Genomic DNA, 23,712 nt, shown 5'->3' with positions numbered 1-23,712 from the left:
CGCCCTTGCATTGCTTGGCGCATCCAGCTAGGGCGCGCGCCTCACTAAATCAGTGCGAAATCTCCGGCGCACATTCGCGCCGGACCAAGCGAAAGCGAGTGCAGAACATGAAACTCAACGAAATTCGTGACAACGAGGGTGCGCGCAAGAACCGCATCCGTGTCGGCCGTGGTATCGGTTCGGGCAAGGGCAAGACCGGTGGTCGTGGCCAGAAGGGCCAGAAGAGCCGTTCGGGCGTCGCCATCAAGGGCTTCGAAGGCGGCCAGATGCCGCTTCACATGCGCCTGCCGAAGCGCGGCTTCAACAATCCGTTCGGCAAGGACTTCGCCGAAGTGAACCTGGGCATGGTCCAGAAGTTCATCGACGCCAAGAAGCTCGACGCCAAGAAGGACATCGACCACGCAGCGCTGAAGGCCGCAGGCCTTGCACGCGGCGGCAAGGACGGCGTCCGCCTGCTCGGCAAGGGCGAACTGAAGACCAAGGTCAAGTTCGTCGTCGCTGGTGCCTCGAAGGGTGCTGTCGCAGCGGTCGAAAAGGCCGGAGGATCGGTTGAAATCCTCGACAAGGGCAAGCCCGAGCACGAGAAGAAGGCCGAACGCGCAGCCGCCAACAAGGCTGCCAAGGCAAAGTAATCGATGGAAATAGGGGAGCGGGGGTTCGACAATCGTGCCTCCGCTCCCTATCTGTCCGGTCAGCGCCGGGACGGGCCGGCGCCAAGCTAGGATCGAAGACGACCAATGGCATCACGCGCCGACAGTTTCGCGAGCAATATCAGTCTCGCCAATTTCTCCAAGGCAACCGAGCTCAAGCAGCGCATCTGGTTCACGATCGGCGCGCTGATCGTTTTCCGTTTCCTCAGCTTCGTGCCGCTGCCGGGCATCAATGCCCGTGCACTCACCCAGCTTGCCGATGTCACCCAGGGCGGCATCATCGACATGTTCAACATGTTCACCGGCGGCAGCCTCGAGCGCATGAGCCTCATCGCGCTCGGCGTGATGCCCTACATTACCGCCTCGATCGTCGTGCAGATGGCCTCCGCCCTGCATCCGGCGCTTGCCGCCTTGAAGAAGGAAGGCACGGTCGGTCGCCAGAAGCTGAACCAGTACACGCGTTACGGTACGGTGCTGCTGTGCACGGTGCAGGGCTGGTTCCTCGCGGCCGGCCTTGAAAGCTTCGGCGCGGCCAATGGCATCGCTGCAGTCGTCGACCCGGGCTACATGTTCCGCGTGGGCGCCGTCATCAGCCTCGTCGGCGGGACCATGTTCCTGCTGTGGCTGGGCGAACAGATCACCAGCCGCGGTATCGGCAACGGCGTGTCGCTGATCATCATGGCCGGCATCGTCGCCCAGTTCCCGACCTTCGTCACCAACATGACCTCGGGTTACAGCGAAGGCTCGATCTCGACCGGCATCCTGCTCGGCTTCATCTTCATGGTCGTCGGTCTGATCCTGCTGATCAGCTTCTTCGAGCGCGCCCAGCGCCGCCTGCTGATCCAGTATCCCAAGCGCGCGACGCAGCGCGGCATGATGCAGGCCGACCGCTCGCACCTGCCGCTCAAGCTCAACACGGCCGGCGTCATTCCGCCGATCTTCGCCAGCTCGCTGCTCCTGCTGCCGCTGACGATCACGCAGTTCGCAGGCAATTCGCTCGACACGGAAAGCGGCTTCGGCGGTTCGGTCCAGACAATCCTGCAGTACCTGCAGCACGGCCAGCCGCTCTACATGACGCTGTATGGCCTCGGCATCGTCTTCTTCTGCTTCTTCTACACCGCAGTGGTCTTCAACCCTGAAGAAACTGCCGAGAACCTGAAGAAGAACGGCGGCTTCATCCCGGGCATCCGTCCGGGCAAGCGGACCGAGGAATACCTCGATTACGTCCTGACCCGCATCACCGTGATCGGCGCGATCTACCTGACTTTCGTCTGCGTGGTCCCCGAATACATGATCGCGCAGACCGGTATCCCGCTCTTCCTTGGCGGCACCAGCCTGCTGATCGTCGTGAACGTCACGGTCGACACGATCAGCCAGATCCAGTCGCACCTGCTGGCGCACCAGTATGGCGATCTCATCAAAAAGGCCAAGTTGAAGGGACGCCTGCGTTAAGGCATCAAGGCGCGCGACAAGGGACTTCACGCGATGGATATCATTCTTCTCGGCCCTCCGGGGGCAGGCAAGGGAACGCAGGCTCACCGCCTGATGGAACACCACGGCATGCGCCAGCTTTCGACGGGCGACATGCTACGCGCCGCGGTCAAGGCGGGCACGCCGGTGGGCATCAAGGCCAAGGCGATCATGGATGCGGGCGAACTCGTGTCCGACGAGATCGTCTCGGAGCTGATCGATGCGGAACTGACCGCCATGGGTCCGGACACGGGCGCCATCTTTGACGGTTATCCCCGTACCGAAAAGCAGGCGGAAATCCTCGACGGCCTGCTGGCCAAGCACGGTCGCAGCCTCGACCATGTCATCGAACTGGACGTGGACGAGGATGCCCTGGTTGCGCGCATTACGGGCCGTTACACCTGCGCCAATTGCGGCGAGGGCTATCACGACACTTTCAAACAGCCCGAAGTCGAAGGCGTGTGCGACAAGTGCGGCTCGACGGAGTTCAAGCGTCGCCCCGACGATAACGAGGAAACCGTGCGTCACCGCATGCAGGTCTATCGCAGCGAAACCGCTCCGATCCTGCCGGGCTATGAAGCGCGCGGCATCGTCACCCGGGTGGACGGCATGGCCGCCATCGGTGACGTGACCCACGCTATCGACGCCATTCTGGGCTGACCGGCCTTTCCAAACGGACAAGGCGGTCATAGGACTCGCTCCCGAGATATTCCCGGGAGTGAGACATGCCGCAATTCCGCTACTTCGCCGCCGCGCTGGGCCTCGCCATGATGGCGGTGCCTGCTTCGGCGAAGGTCGTTGCTACCAGTGACGACGGCTTCGTGACCAAGGCATCTGCCAGCGTTTCCGCGACCCCGCGCGAGGCCTGGCTTGCCCTCATCAAGCCCGGGGCATGGTGGAACGACAGCCACACCTGGTCGGGCGAGGCCGCCAACATGACTCTGGTGCCCAATGCCGGTGGCTGCTTCTGCGAGAAGATCCCGGGCGAGGGCGACATCCCCCTCGACGGGAGTTCACAGCACGCGATCGTGGTGCAGGCCGTACCCGACAAGGCACTGCGCCTGCGGGGCGGGCTTGGTCCGCTGCAGGCCGTGCCGGCAACCGGCGTCCTCACGATCACGCTCCACGAGATCGACGGCGGCACGCGGATCGACTGGGAATACAATGTGGGCGGCCCAATGGGCATTCCTATCGCCCAGATTTCCAAGGCAGTCGACGGCGTCATGTCCCAGCAGCTTATGGGCCTGCGCGATCACCTCGGCGCGCTCGACGGAGGTGCCGAGAAGGCACCTGACGAGGCGAAGGTTGACGAGGAAGGGCCGGGCGACTTCGAGAAGGCGTTCGAGACGCCCGAAGAGCCTGCCGAAGAAGCTCCTGCCACCGACGATTAGGTCTGTGCACAGCCCGGCTTTGACCTTTCTCCCGGCCGGGAGTATGACGGTGTTGTAATAGACGGACGGCTGCCCATATGGGCTGCCTCGTCGTTTGTGCGCGCGAGCGGTTGACCTTACGGCCGAATCCGCCTAAGCGCGCCTTTCATTCGACACTTTCGGTGAGTCCGGCAGGCGGTAGCGCTATGCACGCCATCCGGGCTTTTTGCGTTACCTGCCACCGGGTGTGTCAATGAAAACAAGGCGTTGAGATAGGGTCCCGCTTCAAAGGACCCTGTGGAGCATGGAGATTTAAGTGGCTCGTATTGCCGGGGTAAACATCCCCACTAACAAGCGTGTTATCATCGCGCTCACCTATATTCACGGTATCGGTCGCACCACGGCCGTCGAGATCGCCGACAAGCTCGGCATCGATCACGCTCGCCGTATCCAGGACCTGTCCGACGAGGAAGTCCTGCGCATCCGCGAAACGATCGATGAAGATTACACCGTCGAAGGCGACCTTCGTCGCAATACCGCGATGAACATCAAGCGCCTCATGGACCTCAAGTCCTACCGCGGCCTTCGTCACCGTGCCGGTCTGCCCGTTCGTGGCCAGCGCACCCACACCAACGCCCGCACCCGCAAGGGTAAGGCCAAGCCGATCGCCGGCAAGAAGAAGTAAGCCTGGGTCTCCCAGAGCTTTTCCCTTCTTGAGAATATAGAGGAAGATACACCATGGCACGCGAACCCGGCCGTATTCGGCGCCGCGACAAGAAGAACATCTCTTCGGGCGTCGCGCACATCAACGCCAGCTTCAACAACACCATGATCACCATCACCGACGCGCAGGGCAATGCTATCAGCTGGTCCAGCGCAGGCATGATGGGCTTCAAGGGCAGCCGCAAGTCGACTCCCTATGCCGCGCAGGTCGCTGCCGACGACGCAGGCCGCAAGGCTGCGGAACACGGCGTGCGCACCCTCGAGGTCGAAGTGAAGGGCCCGGGTTCGGGCCGTGAAAGCGCGCTGCGCGGTCTCGCCGCAGTCGGCTTCACGATCACTTCGATCCGCGACGTGACGCCGATCCCGCACAACGGGGTCCGTCCTTCCAAGCGTCGCCGCGTCTGATCCGTACCTGCCTGGCGGCTCGCTAGCGGGCCGCCGACACCTTCACGGACCGGACGCTCGGTAAAGAGCTCCGGTCCTGCCCGCATCCACACCAGGGGAAATCCATGTCCGTCAACATCAAGAACTGGCAGGAACTCAAGAAACCCAACACCCTCGACATCAAGGACGGTGGCGACAAGGCGCGCAAGGCGACCTTCGTGGCCGAACCGCTCGAGCGCGGCTTCGGCCTGACGCTCGGCAACGCGCTGCGTCGCGTTCTGCTGTCCTCGCTGCAGGGTGCAGCCATCACCTCGATCAAGATCGAGAACGTGCTGCATGAATTCTCCTCGCTCGCCGGCGTGCGCGAGGACGTTACCGACATCGTCCTGAACGTGAAGCAGATCGCGCTCAAGATGGAAGGCGAAGGCACAAAGCGCCTGCAGCTCTCGGCCACCGGCCCGGGCGAAGTGAAGGCCGGCGACATCGCCGTGACCGGCGACATCGAAGTGATGAACAAGGATCTCGTGATCTGTCACCTCGATGAAGGCGCCACGCTGAACATGGAACTGACCGCCGACACCGGCAAGGGCTACCGCCCGGCAGTGATGAATCGCCCGGCCGATGCGCCGATCGGCCTCATCCCCGTCGACAGCCTGTACTCGCCGGTTCGCCAGGTGAGCTACAAGGTCGAGAACGCCCGCGTCGGCCAGGAACTGGACTACGACAAGCTCTCGCTGACCGTGGAAACCGACGGCACCGTGACCCCGGAAGACGCCGTGGCCTACGCTGCGCGCATCCTCCAGGACCAGCTGACGCTGTTCGTCCACTTCGAAGACGGCATCCCGCAGCCCAGCTCGGCCATGATCGGCCAGGCGGCAGAGCCGCAGGAAAGCGACACCAACCAGCTCAACCGTTACCTCCTCAAGAAGGTCGACGAGCTGGAACTGTCGGTCCGTTCGGCGAACTGCCTCAAGAACGACAACATCATCTACATCGGCGACCTGGTCCAGAAGACCGAGGCCGAGATGCTCCGGACGCCGAACTTCGGCCGCAAGTCGCTCAACGAGATCAAGGAAGTTCTTTCCTCGATGGGCCTGCGCCTCGGCATGGACATCCCTGGCTGGCCGCCGGAGAACATCGAAGAAATGGCCAAGAAGCTCGAACAGGAACTTCTCGGCTAATCACAGGTACCGGCGGCGCACCTCCCACATCCGGGAAAGCGCCGCCAGCACTGGGCTACCTCGAACGGGCCCTTTTCGAACGAAGAAGGAAGTACAATGCGTCACAAGATTTCAGGCCGTAAGCTGCAGCGCAAGACCGGCCACCGCAACGCGATGTTCCGCAACATGGCTGCCTCGCTCATCAAGCACGAGCAGATCATGACCACCGCTCCCAAGGCGAAGGAAATGCGTCCCTACATCGAAAAGCTGATCACGCTGGCAAAGCGTGGCGGTCTTTCGAACCGTCGTCTCGCACAGAGCCGCCTGCAGGACGAAACGCAGCTGAAGAAGCTCTTCGACGTCCTCGCCGAGCGTTATGCCGATCGTGAAGGCGGCTACACCCGCATCATCAAGGCCGGCTACCGCGGCAGCGACGCGGCCCAGATGGCCGTGATCGAGCTGGTCGACCGCGACGTCGACGCCAAGGGCCAGGACAGCGGCCCCGTCATGAACGACGAGGAAATGGAAGAAGCGTAAGTTTCTCCACAAACAGACAAGCGGGGCCGGGGGAGCGATCCTCCGGCCCTTTTGTTTTGCCTCTTGCGCAAGGCGTGTCACAAGGTGCGCATGATCAGACACGCCCTTGCAGCCGCCGCGCTGCTCGCCGCCGCCCCGCTTGCCGCCCAGTCGACCACGCAGGAGGAGATCGGCGCCCGCTACGACCGCGCGCTTGCGGCCGGGTACAAGGCGCTGTTCCTGTGCAGCGCGCTCGCCAATGCGGAACGCGCCGGTACCAAGCGAAGCGAGAAAAGCGTGCTCGAATGGGAATTGTCCGGCATCCAGGCGCCGCTGGACGGCATCGTACCCGAACTGCCGTACTCGGTTTACCGGTTCGCTAACGGAGAGGGAGCGGTGTCCCATGTGTCGGTGGAATGGACCGACGACATGCCGCCAAGGCTCGCATGGCACCGGCAGGAAGGCGGATGCGCTATTGGCCCGGTCGGCACGGAGGAACCGCCCAAGCGGGACTCTGTCCCCTTCTCCGACGGTATTTACATGTGGCACCAGCGCATCCCGCAGAATGGCGAGCTTGCCGCCGTCGTCGATCGCGCCTTCTCGTCGGGTTTCGGTGACAGGACGCGGACGACCGCCGTCATCGTCAGCCAGGGCGGCGCCACGCGCATCGAGCAGTATACGGGCGAGTACGGCCCCGCGACACCGCAGCGCACGTGGTCGGTAGCCAAGAGCCTTGCCGCCACGCTGGTCGGTGCGGCCGTACACCGCGGGGAAGCCGATGTCTCGCAATCCGCCGGATTGGGAGAGACGCCCGAAGATCCGCGCCGCGCGATCACTATCGACCATGCTCTCCGGATGGCGACGGGCCGCTATTCGGACACGCCAGGCAATCGCACCGATCCGCTCTATTTCGGCGGTGCCACAGTCGACGAGGTCGCGGTCGACTGGCCGCTGCTCAGCGCGCCGGGCACGGTCTACCGTTATGCCAACAACGATACGCTGGCTGCCGTGCAGGCTATCGAGGCGACGTTTGCCAAGCACCCGCCAGCGGAATTCCTGAAAGCCGTAGGTATGCACCGCACGGTCGCCGAGACCGATTGGCAAGGCAATTACATCCTCTCCAGCCAGGTATGGACGACCGCGCCCGATCTTCTGAAGCTCGGCCAGCTCTACCTCGACGACGGTGTACTGCCGGATGGGACGCGCATACTGCCCGAAGGATGGGCCAAGTATGTCGCGACGCCTTCTGGCCCGCAGCCTGATGGTGCATTCGGCTATGGCGCGGGCTTCTGGTTGCTCAACAAGTCGGACGGTGTTCCTGCCGATACATTCGCCGCTTTCGGCAATCGCGGACAATACGTCGTCATCGTTCCGAGCCTGAACGTAGTCATCGTTCGCAGGGGCGAGGATCCGACAGGTTCGCGGTTCGATATCGCGGCATTTACGCGTGATGTCCTTGATTCTCTTGCGAAATAGATATTCAGCTAAATAGATACTTTCCTGAACGTAGGCTGCTCACGCGATTCAGCGTCACCTCAGTGCGACTCGCCTAGAACCTCAATCGACCGAGGCAATCCCGCCCCGGTAGAGATGAGGAGCACCTCACATGAGCAACAAGACAAAGACATTTGCGAAGGGTGGGATCGCAACCGCAGCCGTTGGCGCAATGGCGCTTGCAGGTGCCACCCCGGCGCAGGCCCGCGACCGCGACGATGGCATTTCCGTCGGCGACGTGATCGCAGGCGCAGTGATCATCGGCGGTATCGCCGCCGTCGCCAGCGCAGCCAGCAAGGACCGCGACTATTACCGCGACGGTCGTTACTACCGCGATGGCCGCTACTATCGCGACGGCTACGACTATCGCCGCGATGCCTATCGCAGCCGCGGCAACCCGCGCGCCGCTGTCGAACGCTGCGTCAATGCGGCGACGAGGGACGCGCGCCGTTCGGGCTTCCGCTATGCCCAGGTGACCGACATCCGCGACGTGGATGACACCCGGTACGGCTGGAGGGTCAAGGGCCGCATCGTCGTCGACGGCGAGCGGGGCCGCTACGGCAACTACGGCCGTTATGATCGCTACGATCGTGACGACCGCTATGGCCGCTACGACCGTCGCGGCTATCGCGGCGAGGATAATGGCAAGTTCACCTGCTACATCGAGCGGGGCCGCGTGAGCCACGTCAAGTTCGACGGCATTCGCGGACTGCGCTGATAAACCAGACCACCAGGAAACGGCCCGTACCCTAATGGTTCGGGCCGTTTTCGCAGGTGTGGTTCAGCCGTGCTAAATGCGCGACGGGTTACCTGCCACGATAGTTGAGACTTGCGCCGGGTGGGGCGCGCCATCGAAGGGATCACTTCCAATGTCGCTGTTCCGCACTTGGGCCGTTGCGCCCGCGCTGCTTGCCACCGCTTCGCTTGTTGCCAGCCCGGCCTATGCCGCGCCGCTTCCCGTCGTCACCTCCTCTCCGGAGCAGGCCGAAGGCGTGACCGGCTACGATCCGGCCGACCAGACATACGAGAACCATCGTTATCGCCGGTACCGCCATCATCGCGGTCCCGGTCTCGGCGATGTGCTGACCGGCGTTCTCATCATCGGCGGCATTGCGGCCATCGCCAGCCGAGCCAAGCGCGACGACGATCGCCGCTATCGCGACCGCGACTGGCGCTATCCCGAACAGCGCCGCGACCAGGCCCGCTGGGACGTCGGACGCGGTATCGACCGCGCAGTCGGCATGTGCGTCGAGGAGGTCGAGCGCGACCGCCGCGTGGAAACCGTCGACCGCGCCAACCGCACGCCCCAGGGATGGGAAATCTCCGGCACGGTTTCCGGTGGCGAGGCTTTCTCCTGCGCCATAGGCGAGGATGGCCGCATCGAGAACGTCGATTTCGGATCGCGCGGCAGCTGGCGCGACGAGCAGGGCGGTGACGATGAATTCGCCCGCGCTCCCTATGATCGCCAGTGGGATGATGACCGCTACGCCGCAGAATGGGATCGCGTGGACCGCCGAGCCGAAGCGCCGGCCGACGACGGCCCGCAGCCGGACTATCCCGGCGGTGCGATCAGTGGCGACGAAGGAGCCGAGCCAGAACTCGACGTAGGCACCGGCTATCCCGGCAAGGCTATCTGATATCTATTCCTTGCTCGCCCCGCGCTCGTCATAGGCGGGGAGGGCAAGGTTCCACCTGATCGCGGCGAGGCGCAGGCCGAACCCGGCCACTGTCGCCGCGATCCAGACATACCAGCGCTCGAACCCGGCCATGCCGCCTGCCACGGTGAGCGCGGCCGACAGTGCTGCCGCCGTGACATAGAGTTCCGGGCGCATCAGGATGGACGGGCGCCCGGCGATCACGTCGCGGATGATACCGCCTGCACAGCCGGTGATGACCCCCATTAGGAAGGCCGGGACCGGCGGTACGCCGTATTCCAGGGCCTTTGCCGTGCCCAGTACGGCGTAGGCCGCAAGGCCCAGCCCGTCGACGACCGAGAGGAAGCGGCCCTCCCACCAGCGGGTGGGGGTGAACCATGCGAACAGCGCCATGCCGAGGCAGATTGCCGCGACCCACGGGTCGGCGATCCAGAACACCGGAGCCTCTATCAGCAGGTCGCGGATCGTACCGCCGCCCACGCCGGTGATCAGCGCGAAGAAGGACAGCGTGACAAGCGTCTGCTTTTCCTTCGCTGCGACCAGCGCGCCGGTCAGCGCGAAAATCGCCACGCCCGCAAGGTCGAGCCAGTCGAGTACCGGGGTGAGGATTTCCTCGTTCATCGGATCACTTGTCGATCAGCGGCACCGGGCGCGCCTTGCGGCGGCGGAACATCAGGATGCAGCCCAGGATCGAACCGATCACGCCGAGCGCGGCAAACAATACCAGCATGGCGTAGTTGAACCCGCTCTGGTCATCCAGCTCGCGGGTCTGCAGGTTCATGATGTGCAGGCCCCACATGAAGTCGAAAGTGCGCCACCACCGCGTGCGCACCGCCTCGACATTGCCCGTCTCGGTGCCGACGTAAACGTGGGTGCCGTCTTCCAGCGCCACCTGCCACACGGGCATGGGGCGACGGAAATCGAACGGCACGCTCTCGGCATCGAAGCGCTTCGTGCCGACCACCTTGTCGCCGCCGCGGATTTCCTTCGAGACGATCAGGCGCGCCTCGACATCGGACAGCGGTGACATCTGCGTACCGTCCGCGCGGTATCGTTCGCTCGTGCCGTCCATGTAGGTGATGCGGGTAATCGTCTCGCCGCGTTCCATCTGCGTGCTGACCGACCGCACGGGGCGTTCACCGTCGGCGGGAAGGGCAACCGCTATCTCGGTGTCGCTGGGCAGGGGGCTGGGCGGGGATTCGATGCGCAGGTGATTGCCGCGCACTTCCTCGATCGGCGTGATGACCATGACCAAGCCCGTTACCGTCCACATCAGGACAGGCACGCCTACCAGCCAACCAAGCCAGATATGCCATTTCGCAAAGCGCCGCATGACGCGCTGGTGACCCACGATACTTCTCCTGTCCTTGTGCCCCCCGCATGGGGCGCGGCGCTCAGGAGTGCAACACCTGCCCGATCGCTTCTGCTGCCGCGATGGTGGAAAGATCGGACCAGCGGGGGCCCATAACCTGCATGCCGCAGGGCAAATCGCCCGTGCCGCCGACCGGGAGGACGGTCGCCGGTAGATTGGGGAAGGTCGCAAGGCCGGCCCAGCACAGCCCGGCGGCCCCACGAACCTGTTGTCCGTCCACCTCGATCTCGCCATCGAAGATACGCCCCTCGCTATGCGGGACCGCGAGGACGGGAGCAGGCGGGGCGAGCACGTAGTCATACGTTTCGAACAGCCGCGCCCACGCCGCCTCGTTACGATACTGTTCGTCGAGCAGGTCGAACCAGTCGGTTGCACTGGCGCGCTTGCCATTCGGGCCCGGCGCCCCGCGAGCCATCGCGACATTGAGCATGCGCATGTAGTCGGCCTGCTGGCGCGCAAGGTCGGGCAGGAGATCGCTGGTCCGGTCGACCTGTGCGCCTTCGGCCTCCAGTGCGGCAAAAGCCTCTTCGAGCGGAACCCTCACGCCCTCGTCTGTCGGACAGGTCGGATGACCGGTCAGGGCCAGCAGCCGCATCTTCTTCACCGGCTTGCTTTCGGTATGAAGTGGGCGTTCGCTCGTGATAGTCACGAGCGCGGCGAGATCGGCTGCATTGCGGGCTAGCGGTCCGGCGATGGATAGCGCGCCATCATGGGCACCGATGCCGGCGACGAGCGGATGGTCGTGGCCTTCCTTGCTGATCAGCCCCCAGCTCGACTTGTGCCCCCAGACCCCGCAGAAATGGGCCGGCACGCGGACCGAACCGCCGATGTCGGTGCCGAACTCGCACGGCACCATGCCGCTGGCCACGGCCGCTGCGGAACCGCCCGACGACCCACCCGGCGAGCGTTCGTGGTCGTGGGGATTGTTGGTGCGGCCATATACGGGGTTGTTCGACTGCCAGTCGGCAAGGTCGGGCGGGACATTGGTCTTGCCGAGGAAAATGACGCCCGCTGCCTTCAGCTTGCGAACCACTGCGGAATCGGCGGACGCGATGTTGTCTGCGTAGGCGGTGTGTCCCCAGCAGGTGGGCAGGCCTTCGATGTCGAAGCTTTCCTTGATCGTCATCGGTACGCCGAAAAGGGTCTGACCGGCCGCCGGCTTGCCCCCGGTCATCGCGCGGGCAGTGGCGCGGGCCCGATCGAAATCGCAGACCACCACGGCGTTGATGTGCGTATCGAGATGCTCGATCCGCGCGATTGCAGCATCGACCGCTTCCAGCGGAGACATCTCGCCCTTCGCGACTGCCGCTGCAGTTTCCAGCGCGCCGGGTTTCTTGGTCAGTTTCGGATAGGCCATTGCGTCTCCCCCCGCGCGCCGCTTCCGGCGGTCATTCCTCGGTCGAATACCGATAGTTGCGCGGGACCGCACCCAAGGCAAGCCCGAAGCCGAGGATTGGTGCCGCGCCATAGCCGAGGAGGGGTGTCGGGTAGTTTCCGATGAGGGACATCGCTGTGAATCCGATCATGGCGGCAGCCAGCACAAATCTCTCTTCGCGGGGCATGGTCCGCGACGTCAAAAGCAGGACAAGGCCGGTTGCGACTGCCGCAACAAGGGAGAGGGCGATCAAGGGCTGCACCGTCCAGGCATCCGCAAAGACGTGCTCGACGAAGGGCTGGGGAGGCAGGTCGCCAGCTCCGAACGCGATTACGCAAGCTGCAAGGCCAAGCGCGGTGATGGCGGCGAAGAACGGCGTGCGGTGCATCGACCAGAGCGCGGCGGCGACAAGCGCTAGGGCAGCCGCACTCGCCGCATCGGGCTGTAGCAGAGCAATGCCGAGGCCCGCACCGATAACCAACGGACCGTAGCGCGGATCGCGCGCGCACAGGCAGCCGAGCAACGGGATGAGGAGCATTCCCGCATGGAGCGACACGGGGCCGAGCGACAGCCAGCGCCGCACGCCCTCGATGTCGGGGCCAGCGAGCAGGGGCAAGGCGAACAGGGCGAGCAGGACTGCCGGCAAGACGCGCTTGGCAATCTCGCTATCCGGAAGCCGTCCGATGGCTATCCAGCCAAATGCGAGGAGCAATGCGCCCCCATTGACAGCTAGGTAGTGCGCAGGAGCGTCGGATGCTGCGAGAAAGGCCAATCCCGCAAGGGCAGGGACGGCCAGGGGGAGCATCAGGCGGTACCGGTCGTTCATCGTCCGGTACCGCCGGAATGCATCAGATGTGGATCGGCTTGCCCTGCACCGCCATCGCCGCTTCCTTGATCGCTTCGGAATGCGTCGGGTGGGCATGGCAGGTGTAGGCGATGTCTTCCGACGTCGCGCCGAATTCCATGGCCTGTGCGGCCTGCGCGATCATCGTGCCGGCGACGCTGGCAATCGCCCAGACGCCCAGCACGCGGTCGCTTTCCGCTTCGGCGATGATCTTCACGAAGCCGTCGGGCTCGTGATTGGTCTTTGCGCGGCTGTTCGCCATCATCGGGAACTTGCCGATCTTCACCTTGGCCTTGTCGCCGCCCATCTTCTCGATGGCTTCGTCCTGCGTCAGGCCGACACCGGCGAATTCGGGCCAAGTGTAGACCACGCCCGGGATAATGTCGTGGTTCACGATGCCGGTCAGGCCCGCCACGTTCTCGGCGCAGGCGATGCCTTCATCCTCGGCCTTGTGCGCGAGCATGGGGCCGGGAACGACGTCGCCGATGGCCCACACGCCATCGACCTTGGTGCGGAAATCGTGATCGGTTTCGATCTGGCCGCGCTGGTTCACCTCGAGGCCGATGTTGTCGAGGCCGAGGCCCTGCGTGTTCGGACGGCGACCGATCGACACCAGCACGCAATCCGCATCCAGAGTCGTGGCTTCACCGCCAGCCGCGGGTTCGAGCGTCAGCGTGGCCTTCTTGCCCTTGACCGTGCAGCCGGTGACCTTGGTCGACAGGCGCAGTTCCATGCCCTGCTTCTTGAAGATCTTGGCCGCTTCCTTGCGGACATCGTCGTCCATGCCGGGCAGCAGCTTGTCGAGATATTCGACCACCACGACCTCTGCGCCGAGACGACGCCAGACCGAGCCCAGTTCGAGGCCGATGACGCCGCCGCCGATGACGACCATCTTCTTGGGCACGGCCTTAAGTTCGAGCGCGCCGGTGGAATCCACCACCACCTGCTTGTCATTGTCGACTTCCACGCCGGGGAGCGGAGTGACGGAAGAGCCGGTGGCGATGATGACGTTCTTGGCGGTGACGGTTTCGTCACCGACCTTGACCGTGTGCGCGTCCTGGAAGGTGGCGTGGCCCTTCTTCCAGTCGACCTTGTTCTTCTTGAACAGGAATTCGATGCCCTTGGTCAGGCCGTCCACGGCGTCGATACGCTGCGCGTGCATCTTGTCGAGGTTGAGCTTCGGAGCGACCTCGATGCCCATGTCGGCCATCGTGCCGTTCGCCGCGGCATCGAAGAATTCCGATGCGTGCAGCATCGCCTTTGACGGAATGCAGCCGACGTTGAGGCAGGTCCCGCCCAGCGTCTCGCGGCTTTCGGCGCAGGCGGTCTTCAGGCCCAGCTGCGCGGCGCGGATTGCAGCGACATAGCCACCCGGGCCAGCGCCGATGACGAGGACGTCGTAGTCGTATTCAGCCATGATTTCTTCCTCAGAGGTCGATCAGCATCCGGGTCGGATCTTCGATCGCTTCCTTGATGATCTTGAGTGCGGTGACCGCCTCGCGGCCGTCGATCAGGCGGTGGTCGTAGGACAGGGCGATGTACATCATCGGACGGATGACGATCTCGCCGTTGCGCACGACCGGACGGTCCTCGATGCGGTGGAGGCCCAGCACCGCGCTCTGCGGGGGGTTGATGATCGGGGTCGACATGAGGCCGCCGAAGACGCCGCCGTTGGAGATGGTGAAGGTACCGCCCTTCATGTCTTCCATGGTCAGCGTGCCTTCCTTGGCGCGCTTGCCGAAGTCGGCGATGTCCTTCTCGATCTGGGCGAAGCTCTTGCTGTCCGCATCGCGCACGACGGGAACCACGAGGCCATTGGGGGCCGAGACCGCGACCGAGATGTCGACGTAATCGTGATAGACGATTTCATCGCCGTCGATCTGGGCGTTGACGCCGGGGATGTCCTTGAGCGCAAGACAGGCGGCCTTGGCGAAGTAGCTCATGAAGCCGAGCTTGATGTCGTGCTTCTTGGCGAAGAGGTCCTTGTACCGCTCGCGCGATTCGATGACGGCGGACATATCGACGTCGTTGAAGGTCGTCAGCAGCGCAGCCGTGTCCTGCGCGCTCTTGAGGCGCTTGGCGATGGTCTGGCGCATGCGGGTCATCTTGACCCGTTCCTCGCGGCGCTCGCCGGTGGCGGCAGCAGCAGGTGCAGATGCCGAGGCGGCCTGGGCCGGTGCGGGGCTGCTGGTCTTGGCCTGGGCCGCGGCGATCACGTCTTCCTTCGTCAGGCGGCCGTCCTTGCCAGTGCCCTTGATGGTCGAGGGATCGACACCGTGTTCCAGCACCGCGCGGCGCACGGCAGGCGACAGGGTCTGCGAAGCGTCGGAGCCGAGCGCTTCCTTGGCCTGTGCCGGGGCAGCCTTTTCGACGCCGGCATCGGGCGCGGCGGCCTTGGGCTCTGCAGCAGGCGCGGCAGCGGCAGTGCCGCCTTCGTCGATGATGGCGAGCACTGCGCCGACCTCGACCGTGTCGCCGACTGCGACCTTGAATTCCTTGATCACGCCGGCGACGGGCGAGGGAGCCTCGACCGCGACCTTGTCGGTTTCAAGGCTGACGATCGGCTCGTCGACCGCGACGGCATCGCCGACGTTCTTCAGCAGTTCGCCGATGGAGGCTTCGGTAACGCTCTCGCCGAGCGTGGGGACTTTGACTTCGGTGGCCATGGTCAGATTTTTCCTTCTAGGGCCTCGATCAGGAGCAGGTTGTAGAAGCGGCGGAGGTGTCGCCGTTCAGGCCGAGTGCGATATTGACCAGCGCTTCCTGCTGGACCTGGTGACGGCTGGCGAACCCGGTGGCGGGCGATGCGCCGACTTCCCGGCCGGCATAGCAGGGGCGCATGCCCTTCTTGCCGGCCTTGTCGGCCGCTTCTTCGATAAGACGGTCGACGAAGAACCAGGCACCGTTGTTCTTCGGTTCTTCCTGGCACCAGACGATCGTCTCGAGGTTCTTCATCCGCTCCAGGCGGACCGCAAGCGGGTCGCCGGGGAAGGGATAGAGCTGCTCGATACGGACGATGGACACGTCTTCGAGACCGGCTTCGTCGCGGCGCTGCATCAGGTCGTAGGCGACCTTGCCCGAACACAGGACGAGGCGCTTCACCTTGTCGTCGGCAATGGTCTTCAGGTCCGACTTGATGCGCATGAAATGCGTATCGCCGAGGAAGCCTTCCGCCTCGCTCTTGGCCATCGGATGGCGCAGCAGCGACTTGGGCGTCATGATGACGAGCGGCTTGCGGAACGGGCGCAGCATCTGGCGGCGAAGCACGTGGAAGTAGTTCGCCGGGTCGGTGATGTTGCAGACTTGGATGTTGTCGTTCGCGCACAGCTGCAGGAAGCGTTCGAGACGCGCCGAGCTGTGTTCCGGACCCTGTCCCTCGTAGCCGTGCGGCAGCAGCAGGACGAGGCCGTTGGCGCGCAGCCACTTCACTTCGCCCGCAGCAATGAACTGGTCGATCATGATCTGCGCACCGTTGGCGAAATCGCCGAACTGCGCTTCCCACATGACCAGGCTCTTCGGGTCCGCCATGGCGAAACCGTACTCGAAGCCGAGCACGCCGTATTCGGACAGCGGGCTGTCGTAGACCTCGAACTTGCCGTGGGGCAGGGTGGTGAGCGGGATGTATTTGCGCTCGGTCTTCTGGTCGACCCAGACGGCGTGGCGCTGGCTGAAGGTGCCGCGGCCCGAATCCTGGCCGGACAGGCGCACGCCGAAACCTTCGGTGACGAGGCTGCCGAAGGCGAGTGCTTCGGCGGTGGCCCAGTCGAAGCCGGTGCCGCTGTCGAACATGTCCTTCTTGGCCTTGAGCACGCGCTCCAGCGTCTTGTGGATGGTCACATCCTCGGGGACGGTGGTGAGCGTGCGGCCGAGGCTGTCGAAAAGCTTCTTCTCGATCGCGGTTTCAACGTTGCGGCGCGCGTTTTCGGGATCGGCAGGCTTGTTCATGCCGGCCCAGCGGCCACCGAACCAGTCCGCCTCGTTGGGCTTGTAGTCCTTGGCGGCGGCGAATTCCTCTTCGAGGTGGGCGTCGAACTCCTTGCGCAGTTCGTCAGCATAGCCTTTCGCGATCACGCCCTCTTCCTCGAGGCGCGCAGCGTAGATCTCGCTCACCCGCGGGTGCTGGCGGATCGCGTCATACATCAGCGGCTGGGTGAATTTCGGCTCGTCGCCCTCGTTGTGGCCGAAGCGGCGATAGCACCACATGTCGATCACGATGTCGCGGCCGAAGACCTGGCGGTATTCGATGGCCAGCTTGCAGGCGAAAGTCACCGCTTCCGGATCGTCACCATTGACGTGCAGGATCGGCGCCTGGACACCCTTCGCCACGTCGGACGGATAGGGGCTGGAGCGCGCGAACTGCGGGCTGGTGGTGAAGCCGATCTGGTTGTTGATGACGAAGTGCAGGCAGCCGCCGGTGTTGTAACCGCGCACGCCCGAGAAGCCGAGGCACTCCCACACGATACCCTGGCCCGCGAAGGCCGCGTCGCCGTGGAGAAGGACCGGCAGGACCTGTTCGTGCTTCTTGAGGTCGTCGCGGATGGCCTGCTGTGCGCGGGTCTTGCCGAGCACCACCGGGTTAACCGCCTCGAGGTGCGAGGGGTTGGGCACGAGGCTCATGTGCACATCGATGCCGTCGAATTCGCGGTCGGTGCTGGTGCCGAGATGGTACTTCACGTCGCCCGAGCCGCCGACATCGTCGGGGTTGGCGCTGCCGCCGGAGAACTCGTGGAAGATGACCTTGTAGGGCTTGCCCATCACGTTCGCGAGGACGTTCAGGCGGCCGCGGTGGGCCATGCCGTAGATGATCTCGCGCACGCCGAGCTGGCCGCCGTACTTGATGACCGCTTCCAGCGCCGGGATCATGGATTCGCCGCCGTCGAGGCCGAAGCGCTTGGTGCCGACGTATTTTTTGCCGAGGAACTTCTCGTATTCCTCGCCGCGGATCACGGCCGCGAGGATGGCGCGCTTGCCTTCCTCGGTGAACTGGATCGTGTCCTCGGGCTGCTCGAACTTGTCCTGGAGGAAGCGGCGTTCCTCCGTGTCCGAAATGTGCATGTATTCGAGGCCGACCTTGCCGCAATAGGTTGCGCGCAGGGCGTTGTAGAGGTCGCGAACGGTGACCCATTCGAAGCCGAACACGCCGCCGACGTAGACTTCCTTGTCTTCCTGGCCGGCAAAGCCGTGCCATTCGAGCGTCAGGTCTTCCGGCACTTCCCGGTGGGTGAGGCCGAGCGGGTCGAGATTGGCTGCCAGGTGGCCGCGCACGCGGTAGAGACGCACCAGCAGCATCGCGCGGATGCTGTCGTCGGCGGCCTGCGCGATCGCCTTGGGATCGCTTGCCTTGCCGGCCTTTTCCGCGGCCTGCGCAACTGCGAGGCGCATCTGCGTCGGGTCGAGCGCGGCGGTCAGGTCCGCGCCGCTGTCGACGACCTCTGCCATCCAGCGCGGATTGCCCCAGCTGGGGCCCGGCTGCGGGGCTTCCTGGTCCCCCAGTTCGGGGAGGAAATCGTGGCTTTCGTTACCCATCGGGCTACCTTTCGCGCCGGATCTTCTACCGGCTCCTAAACGCCAATGCTTCGGCGGTGCGGAAGGCTCCCGGGGAGGAGAAAACCTTGCCGCGCCGTGCCGTGGATCAGGCGAGTTCCTTCAGCATCGCATCGAGCGTGGTGCCAAGCTCGCTCGGCGAGGGCGACACGCGGATGCCGGCCGCTTCCATTGCGGCGATCTTGTCTTCGGCGCCGCCCTGGCCGCCCGAGACGATCGCGCCGGCATGGCCCATGCGGCGGCCCGGAGGCGCCGTGCGGCCCGCGATGAAGCCGACCATCGGCTTCTTGCGGCCCTTGGCGGCTTCCTGCTTGATGAATTCGGCTGCTTCTTCTTCCGCGCTGCCGCCGATTTCGCCGATCATGATGATCGACTTGGTATCGTCGTCGTCGAGGAAGAGGTCGAGCACGTCGATGAAGTTGGTGCCGTTGACCGGGTCGCCGCCGATGCCGACTGCGGTGGTCTGGCCGAGGCCGACCATGGTGGTCTGGTGGACGGCTTCGTAGGTCAGCGTGCCCGAGCGCGAGACCACGCCGACGCTGCCCTTCTGGAAGATCGAGCCGGGCATGATGCCGATCTTGCATTCGCCGGGCGTCAGCACGCCGGGGCAGTTCGGGCCGATCAGGCGGCTGTTGGACCCACGCAGGGCGGCCTTGACCTTGACCATGTCGAGCACCGGAATGCCTTCGGTGATGGCGACGATGAGCTCCATCTCGGCGTCGATCGCCTCGAGGATGGCGTCGGCAGCGAACGGCGGCGGCACGTAGATGCACGATGCGGTCGCGCCGGTTTCGGCCTTGGCTTCGCGCACGGTGTTGAAGTTCGGCAGGCCGATGTGCGAGGTGCCGCCCTTGCCGGGGGTCACGCCCGCGACCATCTGGGTGCCGTAATCCAGCGCCTGCTGCGTGTGGAAGGTGCCGGTGTCACCGGTCATACCCTGGGTGATGACCTTGGTATTCTTGTCGACGAGGATGCTCATAAGTCTCTCTCTTGCGTCTTGAATTCGGGCGTTACTGTTCGTCGGCCATGGACATGGAGGTAATGCGGGTGCTGAGCCCGCCGCTGCGATTTTCGAAGGACAGGATGGCGATGACGTCACCGACAACGAAACCTGCTCCCGGCCCGCTGCGGTTGACGGTCAGCTGGTCTGCGAATTTCGCGGCAAGGCGTGCCTCGATCGCTTCGTCGAGACCGTCGCGCTCGCCCTGCTTGGAATAGCCGTCGACCACGCAGGTCGGCGAACCCATCATGTCGGACGTCACGATGGCAAGGCTGGTGCCGTCATGCTTGTAGCGCGTACCGAACGGGTTCTTGCCCGTTTCCTTCCAGCCGGCCTTCGTCACGCTGTCGGCAAGGTTCGCACCTTGCGCAAGACCGTCGATGCAGGCTTCGGCCGCCATCGCGAACTCGTCGCCGCCTGCGGTTTTCTCGCCCGCAAGCGCAGGCGCCGCGAATGCGAGCGCGCACAGGGCGAGAGCCGAAGGGCGGAGCACGCTCACTCGGCGGTTTCCTCGGCGGTGGCGGTGATTTCGAACCGCGCGATCGGCTTGTCACGGTCGCCGGCGGGATCAACGCGCATGTTCATGCCGTTACCCAGCGCCCAGAAATAGGTCGGGCCTTCAGCGCGCACTGGCATGCCAACGATCTGCGACACGGACTGCGCGGTAGGGCCATAGTCGGACGTGTTGTCCAGCTTGGCGAAGACGACGCAGGCCTTGGTCTTCAGCTCTTCCTTGCTGATGATGATGAGCGCTTCGTTTCCGACCTTCTCATAGGCACCGCGCACGACCTGTGCACGGCGACCGGCAGCCTTGCGGTAGGGCCTCCAGCCATGGTCCGAAAGGCTGTCGAGGTCGAGCCACGTCGGCGTGGTGATCTGCTTGCAAGCCTCGATCGCGTCGACGATCTGGAAAGCCGTGGCAGGCTTGTCCTGCGCAGCGGCGGGAGCCGCCGCGGCGAGGGCAAGGAAGGGGAGGAAGCGAAGCGTCTTCATCGTGGTGCGTCCCTGGATGACTGGCGCGCTCAGGCGAGCGCGCCGTCCATGCCCTTGCAGGCGTCCAGCAGTTCCTCGACCGCGTCGGTCGAGACCTTGAGGTTGCTTGCTTCTTCTTCCGAAAGCTCGATTTCCACCACTTCCTCGATGCCGTTGCCGCCGATCACGGCCGGGACACCGACATAGAGGCCGTCGAGGCCGTACTTGCCGTCGACATAGGCGGCGCAGGGCAGGATGCGCTTCTGGTCGCCCAGATAGGCTTCGGCCATGGCGATCGCGCTGGTGGCCGGCGCGTAGTAGGCCGAGCCGGTCTTGAGCAGGCCGACGATCTCGCCGCCGCCCGAACGGGTGCGCTGCACGATTTCGTCGATACGCGCCGGGTCGATGCCCTTGATCTTGGCGAGGTCGTTGACCGGAATGCCGCTGATCGTGGTGTAGCTGGTGACGGGGACCATGGTGTCGCCGTGGCCGCCGAGGACGAATGCGTTCACGTCCTTGACCGAAACGCCGAATTCCCAAGCGAGGAAAGTGGCGAAGCGCGCGCTGTCGAGCACGCCGGCCATGCCGACGACCTTGTTGTGCGGCAGGCCCGAATATTCGCGCAGTGCCCAGACCATCGCGTCGAGCGGGTTGGTGATGCAGATGACGAACGCGTCGGGGCAGTTGGCCTTGATGCCTTCACCGACCGACTTCATCACCTTGAGGTTGATGCCGAGCAGGTCGTCACGGCTCATGCCGGGCTTGCGGGGCACGCCGGCAGTCACGATGACCACGTCTGCACCGGCGATGTCGGCATAGTCGTTGGTGCCGGTGATCTTGGCGTCGAAACCTTCGATCGGGCCGCACTGCGACAGGTCGAGCGCCTTGCCCTGCGGCATGCCTTCGGCGATGTCGAACAGGACGATGTCGCCCATTTCTTTCTTCGCGGCGAGGTGGGCGAGGGTGCCGCCGATCATGCCGGAACCGATAAGGGCGATCTTCTTGCGACGGGCGCTCTGGGCCATGCGGGGAAATCCTTCCAAACGCGCGGGACGGTCTGCATCGATCCGAATGGCGCGCACGCGTGTCCCGCGACGGTGCGTACGCCCGGAGTTCGAGGGCGGCCTAGGCCTCGGCGGATAGGAATGCAACCGGCAAAAGGTCGCATGGGCAAACTATCTTTGCAACTGGTTCGCAGTAGCAATAAGAAGTTTTGGCCATGCTTCAAGAGGGCAATGGCTACCCCCTGCGCCGGTTCCGCGCAATCGGCGCGTAAATCGCTGGAAAGCCCGGGACTTCGGCCCGGGCGAAGCGTCAGCCGATGAGCGGCTGGTTGTCGAGGATCAGCTGCCGCTCGAAAGCACTCGCCTGCCGCTGGTCGAGGTTGCGGAAAATGCCGTTCCAACGCGCGAAGGCATCGTCGTCGCCGTCGTTATGCGCCAGTTCGGCAAGCTTGCGAGCCTCGCTGGCGGCAGCAAGACCGTGACGGGCAAAATGCAAGAGCGTGTCGCGCAGGGCCTCGTCGAACACGACGGGCGTCGCCGCCTGGCCTGCATTATCATTCGCCGCCGCGCCGGGTTTCAGGGGTCCCAGCACCCGCGCTACGTGGGAACGCAGGGTGCAGCGCGCGGCGGCGAAATGAACAGGCATCAACACGATCCTTCAGTAAAGCCGCGATCTGGCGTCGCGGTCCGGCTGAGGATTGCTTTAGCGCGCCACGCGCTAAGCATCGGTTCCGCAGCATGCTTATGATTGGGTTAAACGGCTATTCCGTAGCCGGCTTGGCCGCGCCGGGTTCGCGGATCCAGCGCCCGCTGTTGCGGAATTCCGGTTTTACGTCGCCCGACTGCAGAGGCCCGGTGCTGCCGCGTGGCGCTTCGGCCGAAGCCTTCGGTTCCGCGGCCTGCGGAGCACCCGTTTCCGGCAAGGGCGTGTACAGGTCGGTCGCCCCGGCTCCTGCCGACGCGGGAAGCGGAGAAGCCTCGCGCGGGTTGGGCAGCGCGAGCGGCTCGCGCCCGGCATAGGCATTGGTGAAGGCCGCGGCGCGCCCGGCATTGCCTTTCCACCGGTAGAAGCGGTGCGCGCCGATCGACCCGATCAGGTCGAGGCTGCTCGCCCAATAAGGGTTCACCGCGTGCGTATGGTAGTGCGTGGCGAGGCCGATGGGGGCGAACACCTTGCCCGACAATGCCGCCAGCGCGACCGACTGCGCGCGCGCCCAGCCGGCCCGCGAAGGCTGGCGGTTGAGCGAGCCGTCGCAGGTGAAGGTGAACTGGCAACCGGTCTTGCGCTCCGACCCCTGGAACACCACGCCGCAGATACTGGACGGGTATGCGGGATGCGCCACGCGGTTGAGCACGACCTGCGCTACGGCCTCCTGGCCTGCCTGGCTCTCGCTTGCCGCTTCGTAATAGACTGCCATCGACAGGCACTTGAGCGCGCGTGCCTTGTCGATGCCGGTGCCCGCACTCATGAAAGCGCGTGCCGTTGCGCCCGCGCCGAATTTCTCGGTCAGCTTTTCGGCATCCAGCGTGCCTTCGGCCACCCGCAGTTCGTCGATGTCGAACACCGGCTGCGGGGGTTGGTCGAGATAGTAGAAGGCCGACCCGGGAAAGCTTTGCCCGGCGATTTCGAACGGCATCGGCTCGACGTACCGGGTGCCTTCATCGATGCCCATGGCGATGGCGAAGCCCGGCCAGGCCCCTTGCGCCGCAGCCGTCGGCACTGCCACGGCCAGCGCCAGCACGCCGGCGCGCTTGGCCAGCTGGCGACGCGCAGCCGCGCGCGCTTCACGCACGGCGCGCCTGCTCGACCCTTGTTCACCTCTATCCGGCATGAAGTGCTTCATATCGCAGCTTTGCATAGCGGGGAAAGGTTAATGGCTGTCCCCTTGCCGCACCTGCGAGATGGGCCTAATGAGCGCGCCATTGGTAAGGGTTGTCCGGGAGACCGGACCTAAGAGGGAACGGGGTGCATAGCCCCCGGCTGCCCCCGCAACTGTGACCGGGGAGCGATCCCGCCAGATGCCACTGCCCGCAAGGGTGGGAAGGCGGCGGGAAAGCGGAGATCCGGCGAGCCAGGAGACCTGCCTCTACCAGTCGTTCGGCCGCGGGCGGGGTGTACCGATGGCAAGCGGGGAAGCGGGCAATCCTGCGCGCTCCCGTCATGGGCGGCAGTTCGTTC

Annotated in this window: 24 protein-coding genes and 1 riboswitch; of the genes, 11 read left to right on the top strand and 13 right to left on the bottom strand. The window is 64.6% G+C overall.

From position 1 onward, the window contains the following. Positions 1 to 107 precede the first annotated feature (107 nt). The 11 genes from rplO to LC083_RS00420 all read left to right on the top strand — a co-directional run bounded on the left by rplO (position 108) and on the right by LC083_RS00420 (position 9,404). A complete protein-coding gene (gene rplO / locus LC083_RS00470; RefSeq protein ID WP_160607310.1) occupies positions 108 to 632 on the top strand; it encodes a 50S ribosomal protein L15 in 525 nt (174 codons plus the stop codon). Between the two features lie 105 nt (positions 633 to 737). After that, positions 738 to 2,102, top strand: coding sequence for a preprotein translocase subunit SecY (gene secY, locus LC083_RS00465; protein ID WP_160607309.1), 1,365 nt, complete (start codon positions 738 to 740; stop codon positions 2,100 to 2,102). 33 nt (positions 2,103 to 2,135) lie between these two features. Beyond that, entirely contained in the window at positions 2,136 to 2,780 is a 645-nt protein-coding gene (locus LC083_RS00460) for an adenylate kinase (protein ID WP_226698749.1), read from the top strand. 65 nt (positions 2,781 to 2,845) lie between these two features. Next, positions 2,846 to 3,511, top strand: coding sequence for an SRPBCC family protein (locus tag LC083_RS00455; RefSeq protein WP_226698748.1), 666 nt, complete (start codon positions 2,846 to 2,848; stop codon positions 3,509 to 3,511). A gap of 295 nt (positions 3,512 to 3,806) precedes the next feature. Then, a complete protein-coding gene (gene rpsM / locus LC083_RS00450; protein WP_224830649.1) occupies positions 3,807 to 4,175 on the top strand; it encodes a 30S ribosomal protein S13 in 369 nt (122 codons plus the stop codon). 53 nt (positions 4,176 to 4,228) lie between these two features. Then, positions 4,229 to 4,618 carry a 30S ribosomal protein S11 gene (rpsK, locus tag LC083_RS00445; protein WP_160607305.1) on the top strand — a complete coding sequence of 130 codons (390 nt, stop codon included), beginning with the start codon at positions 4,229 to 4,231 and terminating at the stop codon, positions 4,616 to 4,618. A gap of 104 nt (positions 4,619 to 4,722) precedes the next feature. Further along, positions 4,723 to 5,778 carry a DNA-directed RNA polymerase subunit alpha gene (locus LC083_RS00440; protein WP_160607304.1) on the top strand — a complete coding sequence of 352 codons (1,056 nt, stop codon included), beginning with the start codon at positions 4,723 to 4,725 and terminating at the stop codon, positions 5,776 to 5,778. Positions 5,779 to 5,874: 96 nt separating this feature from the next. Then, a complete protein-coding gene (rplQ, locus tag LC083_RS00435; RefSeq protein WP_226698747.1) occupies positions 5,875 to 6,294 on the top strand; it encodes a 50S ribosomal protein L17 in 420 nt (139 codons plus the stop codon). 90 nt (positions 6,295 to 6,384) lie between these two features. After that, a complete protein-coding gene (locus LC083_RS00430) occupies positions 6,385 to 7,749 on the top strand; it encodes a serine hydrolase domain-containing protein (protein WP_226698746.1) in 1,365 nt (454 codons plus the stop codon). A gap of 130 nt (positions 7,750 to 7,879) precedes the next feature. Beyond that, on the top strand, positions 7,880 to 8,485 hold the full coding sequence (locus LC083_RS00425) for a hypothetical protein (RefSeq protein ID WP_160607301.1): 606 nt from the start codon (positions 7,880 to 7,882) through the stop codon (positions 8,483 to 8,485). A 151-nt stretch (positions 8,486 to 8,636) separates the two neighbouring features. Further along, positions 8,637 to 9,404: a hypothetical protein gene (locus LC083_RS00420; protein ID WP_226698745.1), complete on the top strand. Its 768-nt coding sequence runs from the start codon at positions 8,637 to 8,639 to the stop codon at positions 9,402 to 9,404. 3 nt (positions 9,405 to 9,407) lie between these two features. Here the strand turns inward: LC083_RS00420 and LC083_RS00415 are convergent, their stop codons facing one another. The 13 genes from LC083_RS00415 to LC083_RS00355 all read right to left on the bottom strand — a co-directional run bounded on the left by LC083_RS00415 (position 9,408) and on the right by LC083_RS00355 (position 23,365). Further along, a complete protein-coding gene (locus LC083_RS00415; RefSeq protein WP_226698744.1) occupies positions 9,408 to 10,043 on the bottom strand; it encodes a trimeric intracellular cation channel family protein in 636 nt (211 codons plus the stop codon). 4 nt (positions 10,044 to 10,047) lie between these two features. Next, on the bottom strand, positions 10,048 to 10,773 hold the full coding sequence (locus tag LC083_RS00410; protein WP_226698743.1) for a PepSY domain-containing protein: 726 nt from the start codon (positions 10,771 to 10,773) through the stop codon (positions 10,048 to 10,050). 43 nt (positions 10,774 to 10,816) lie between these two features. Further along, positions 10,817 to 12,151, bottom strand: a complete 1,335-nt coding sequence (locus LC083_RS00405) for an amidase family protein (protein WP_226698742.1) — start codon at positions 12,149 to 12,151, stop codon at positions 10,817 to 10,819. Positions 12,152 to 12,182: 31 nt separating this feature from the next. Beyond that, complete coding sequence (locus tag LC083_RS00400; protein ID WP_226698741.1) at positions 12,183 to 12,881, bottom strand: hypothetical protein; 699 nt, start codon at positions 12,879 to 12,881, stop codon at positions 12,183 to 12,185. A gap of 136 nt (positions 12,882 to 13,017) precedes the next feature. Further along, the gene (gene lpdA / locus LC083_RS00395; protein ID WP_226698740.1) at positions 13,018 to 14,430 is read right to left on the bottom strand and encodes a dihydrolipoyl dehydrogenase; all 1,413 of its coding nucleotides are present in this window, start codon (positions 14,428 to 14,430) and stop codon (positions 13,018 to 13,020) included. A gap of 10 nt (positions 14,431 to 14,440) precedes the next feature. Continuing rightward, a complete protein-coding gene (gene odhB / locus LC083_RS00390) occupies positions 14,441 to 15,679 on the bottom strand; it encodes a 2-oxoglutarate dehydrogenase complex dihydrolipoyllysine-residue succinyltransferase (RefSeq protein ID WP_226698739.1) in 1,239 nt (412 codons plus the stop codon). Between the two features lie 28 nt (positions 15,680 to 15,707). Continuing rightward, the gene (locus LC083_RS00385) at positions 15,708 to 18,539 is read right to left on the bottom strand and encodes a 2-oxoglutarate dehydrogenase E1 component (protein WP_226698738.1); all 2,832 of its coding nucleotides are present in this window, start codon (positions 18,537 to 18,539) and stop codon (positions 15,708 to 15,710) included. A 106-nt stretch (positions 18,540 to 18,645) separates the two neighbouring features. Then, complete coding sequence (sucD, locus tag LC083_RS00380; protein ID WP_160607292.1) at positions 18,646 to 19,536, bottom strand: succinate--CoA ligase subunit alpha; 891 nt, start codon at positions 19,534 to 19,536, stop codon at positions 18,646 to 18,648. Between the two features lie 31 nt (positions 19,537 to 19,567). After that, a complete protein-coding gene (locus LC083_RS00375; RefSeq protein WP_226698737.1) occupies positions 19,568 to 20,056 on the bottom strand; it encodes a hypothetical protein in 489 nt (162 codons plus the stop codon). Continuing rightward, complete coding sequence (locus tag LC083_RS00370) at positions 20,053 to 20,550, bottom strand: hypothetical protein (RefSeq protein WP_226698736.1); 498 nt, start codon at positions 20,548 to 20,550, stop codon at positions 20,053 to 20,055. Before LC083_RS00370 ends, LC083_RS00375 begins: the two co-directional genes overlap by 4 nt. Positions 20,551 to 20,579: 29 nt before the next feature. Next, a complete protein-coding gene (gene mdh, locus LC083_RS00365; protein WP_226698735.1) occupies positions 20,580 to 21,554 on the bottom strand; it encodes a malate dehydrogenase in 975 nt (324 codons plus the stop codon). A 289-nt stretch (positions 21,555 to 21,843) separates the two neighbouring features. Beyond that, complete coding sequence (locus tag LC083_RS00360; RefSeq protein ID WP_226698734.1) at positions 21,844 to 22,179, bottom strand: hypothetical protein; 336 nt, start codon at positions 22,177 to 22,179, stop codon at positions 21,844 to 21,846. 115 nt (positions 22,180 to 22,294) lie between these two features. Then, positions 22,295 to 23,365 (bottom strand): cell wall hydrolase, encoded by a 1,071-nt coding sequence (locus LC083_RS00355; protein WP_226698733.1) that lies wholly within the window; start codon positions 23,363 to 23,365, stop codon positions 22,295 to 22,297. Between the two features lie 81 nt (positions 23,366 to 23,446). After that, positions 23,447 to 23,637: riboswitch (cobalamin riboswitch) on the top strand. The last annotated feature ends 75 nt before the right edge of the window (positions 23,638 to 23,712 follow it).

The sequence above is a fragment of the Qipengyuania gaetbuli genome (assembly GCF_020524765.1).
Classification (GTDB): domain Bacteria; phylum Pseudomonadota; class Alphaproteobacteria; order Sphingomonadales; family Sphingomonadaceae; genus Qipengyuania; species Qipengyuania gaetbuli_A.
This window is presented reverse-complemented; position numbering and strand designations above follow the sequence as displayed.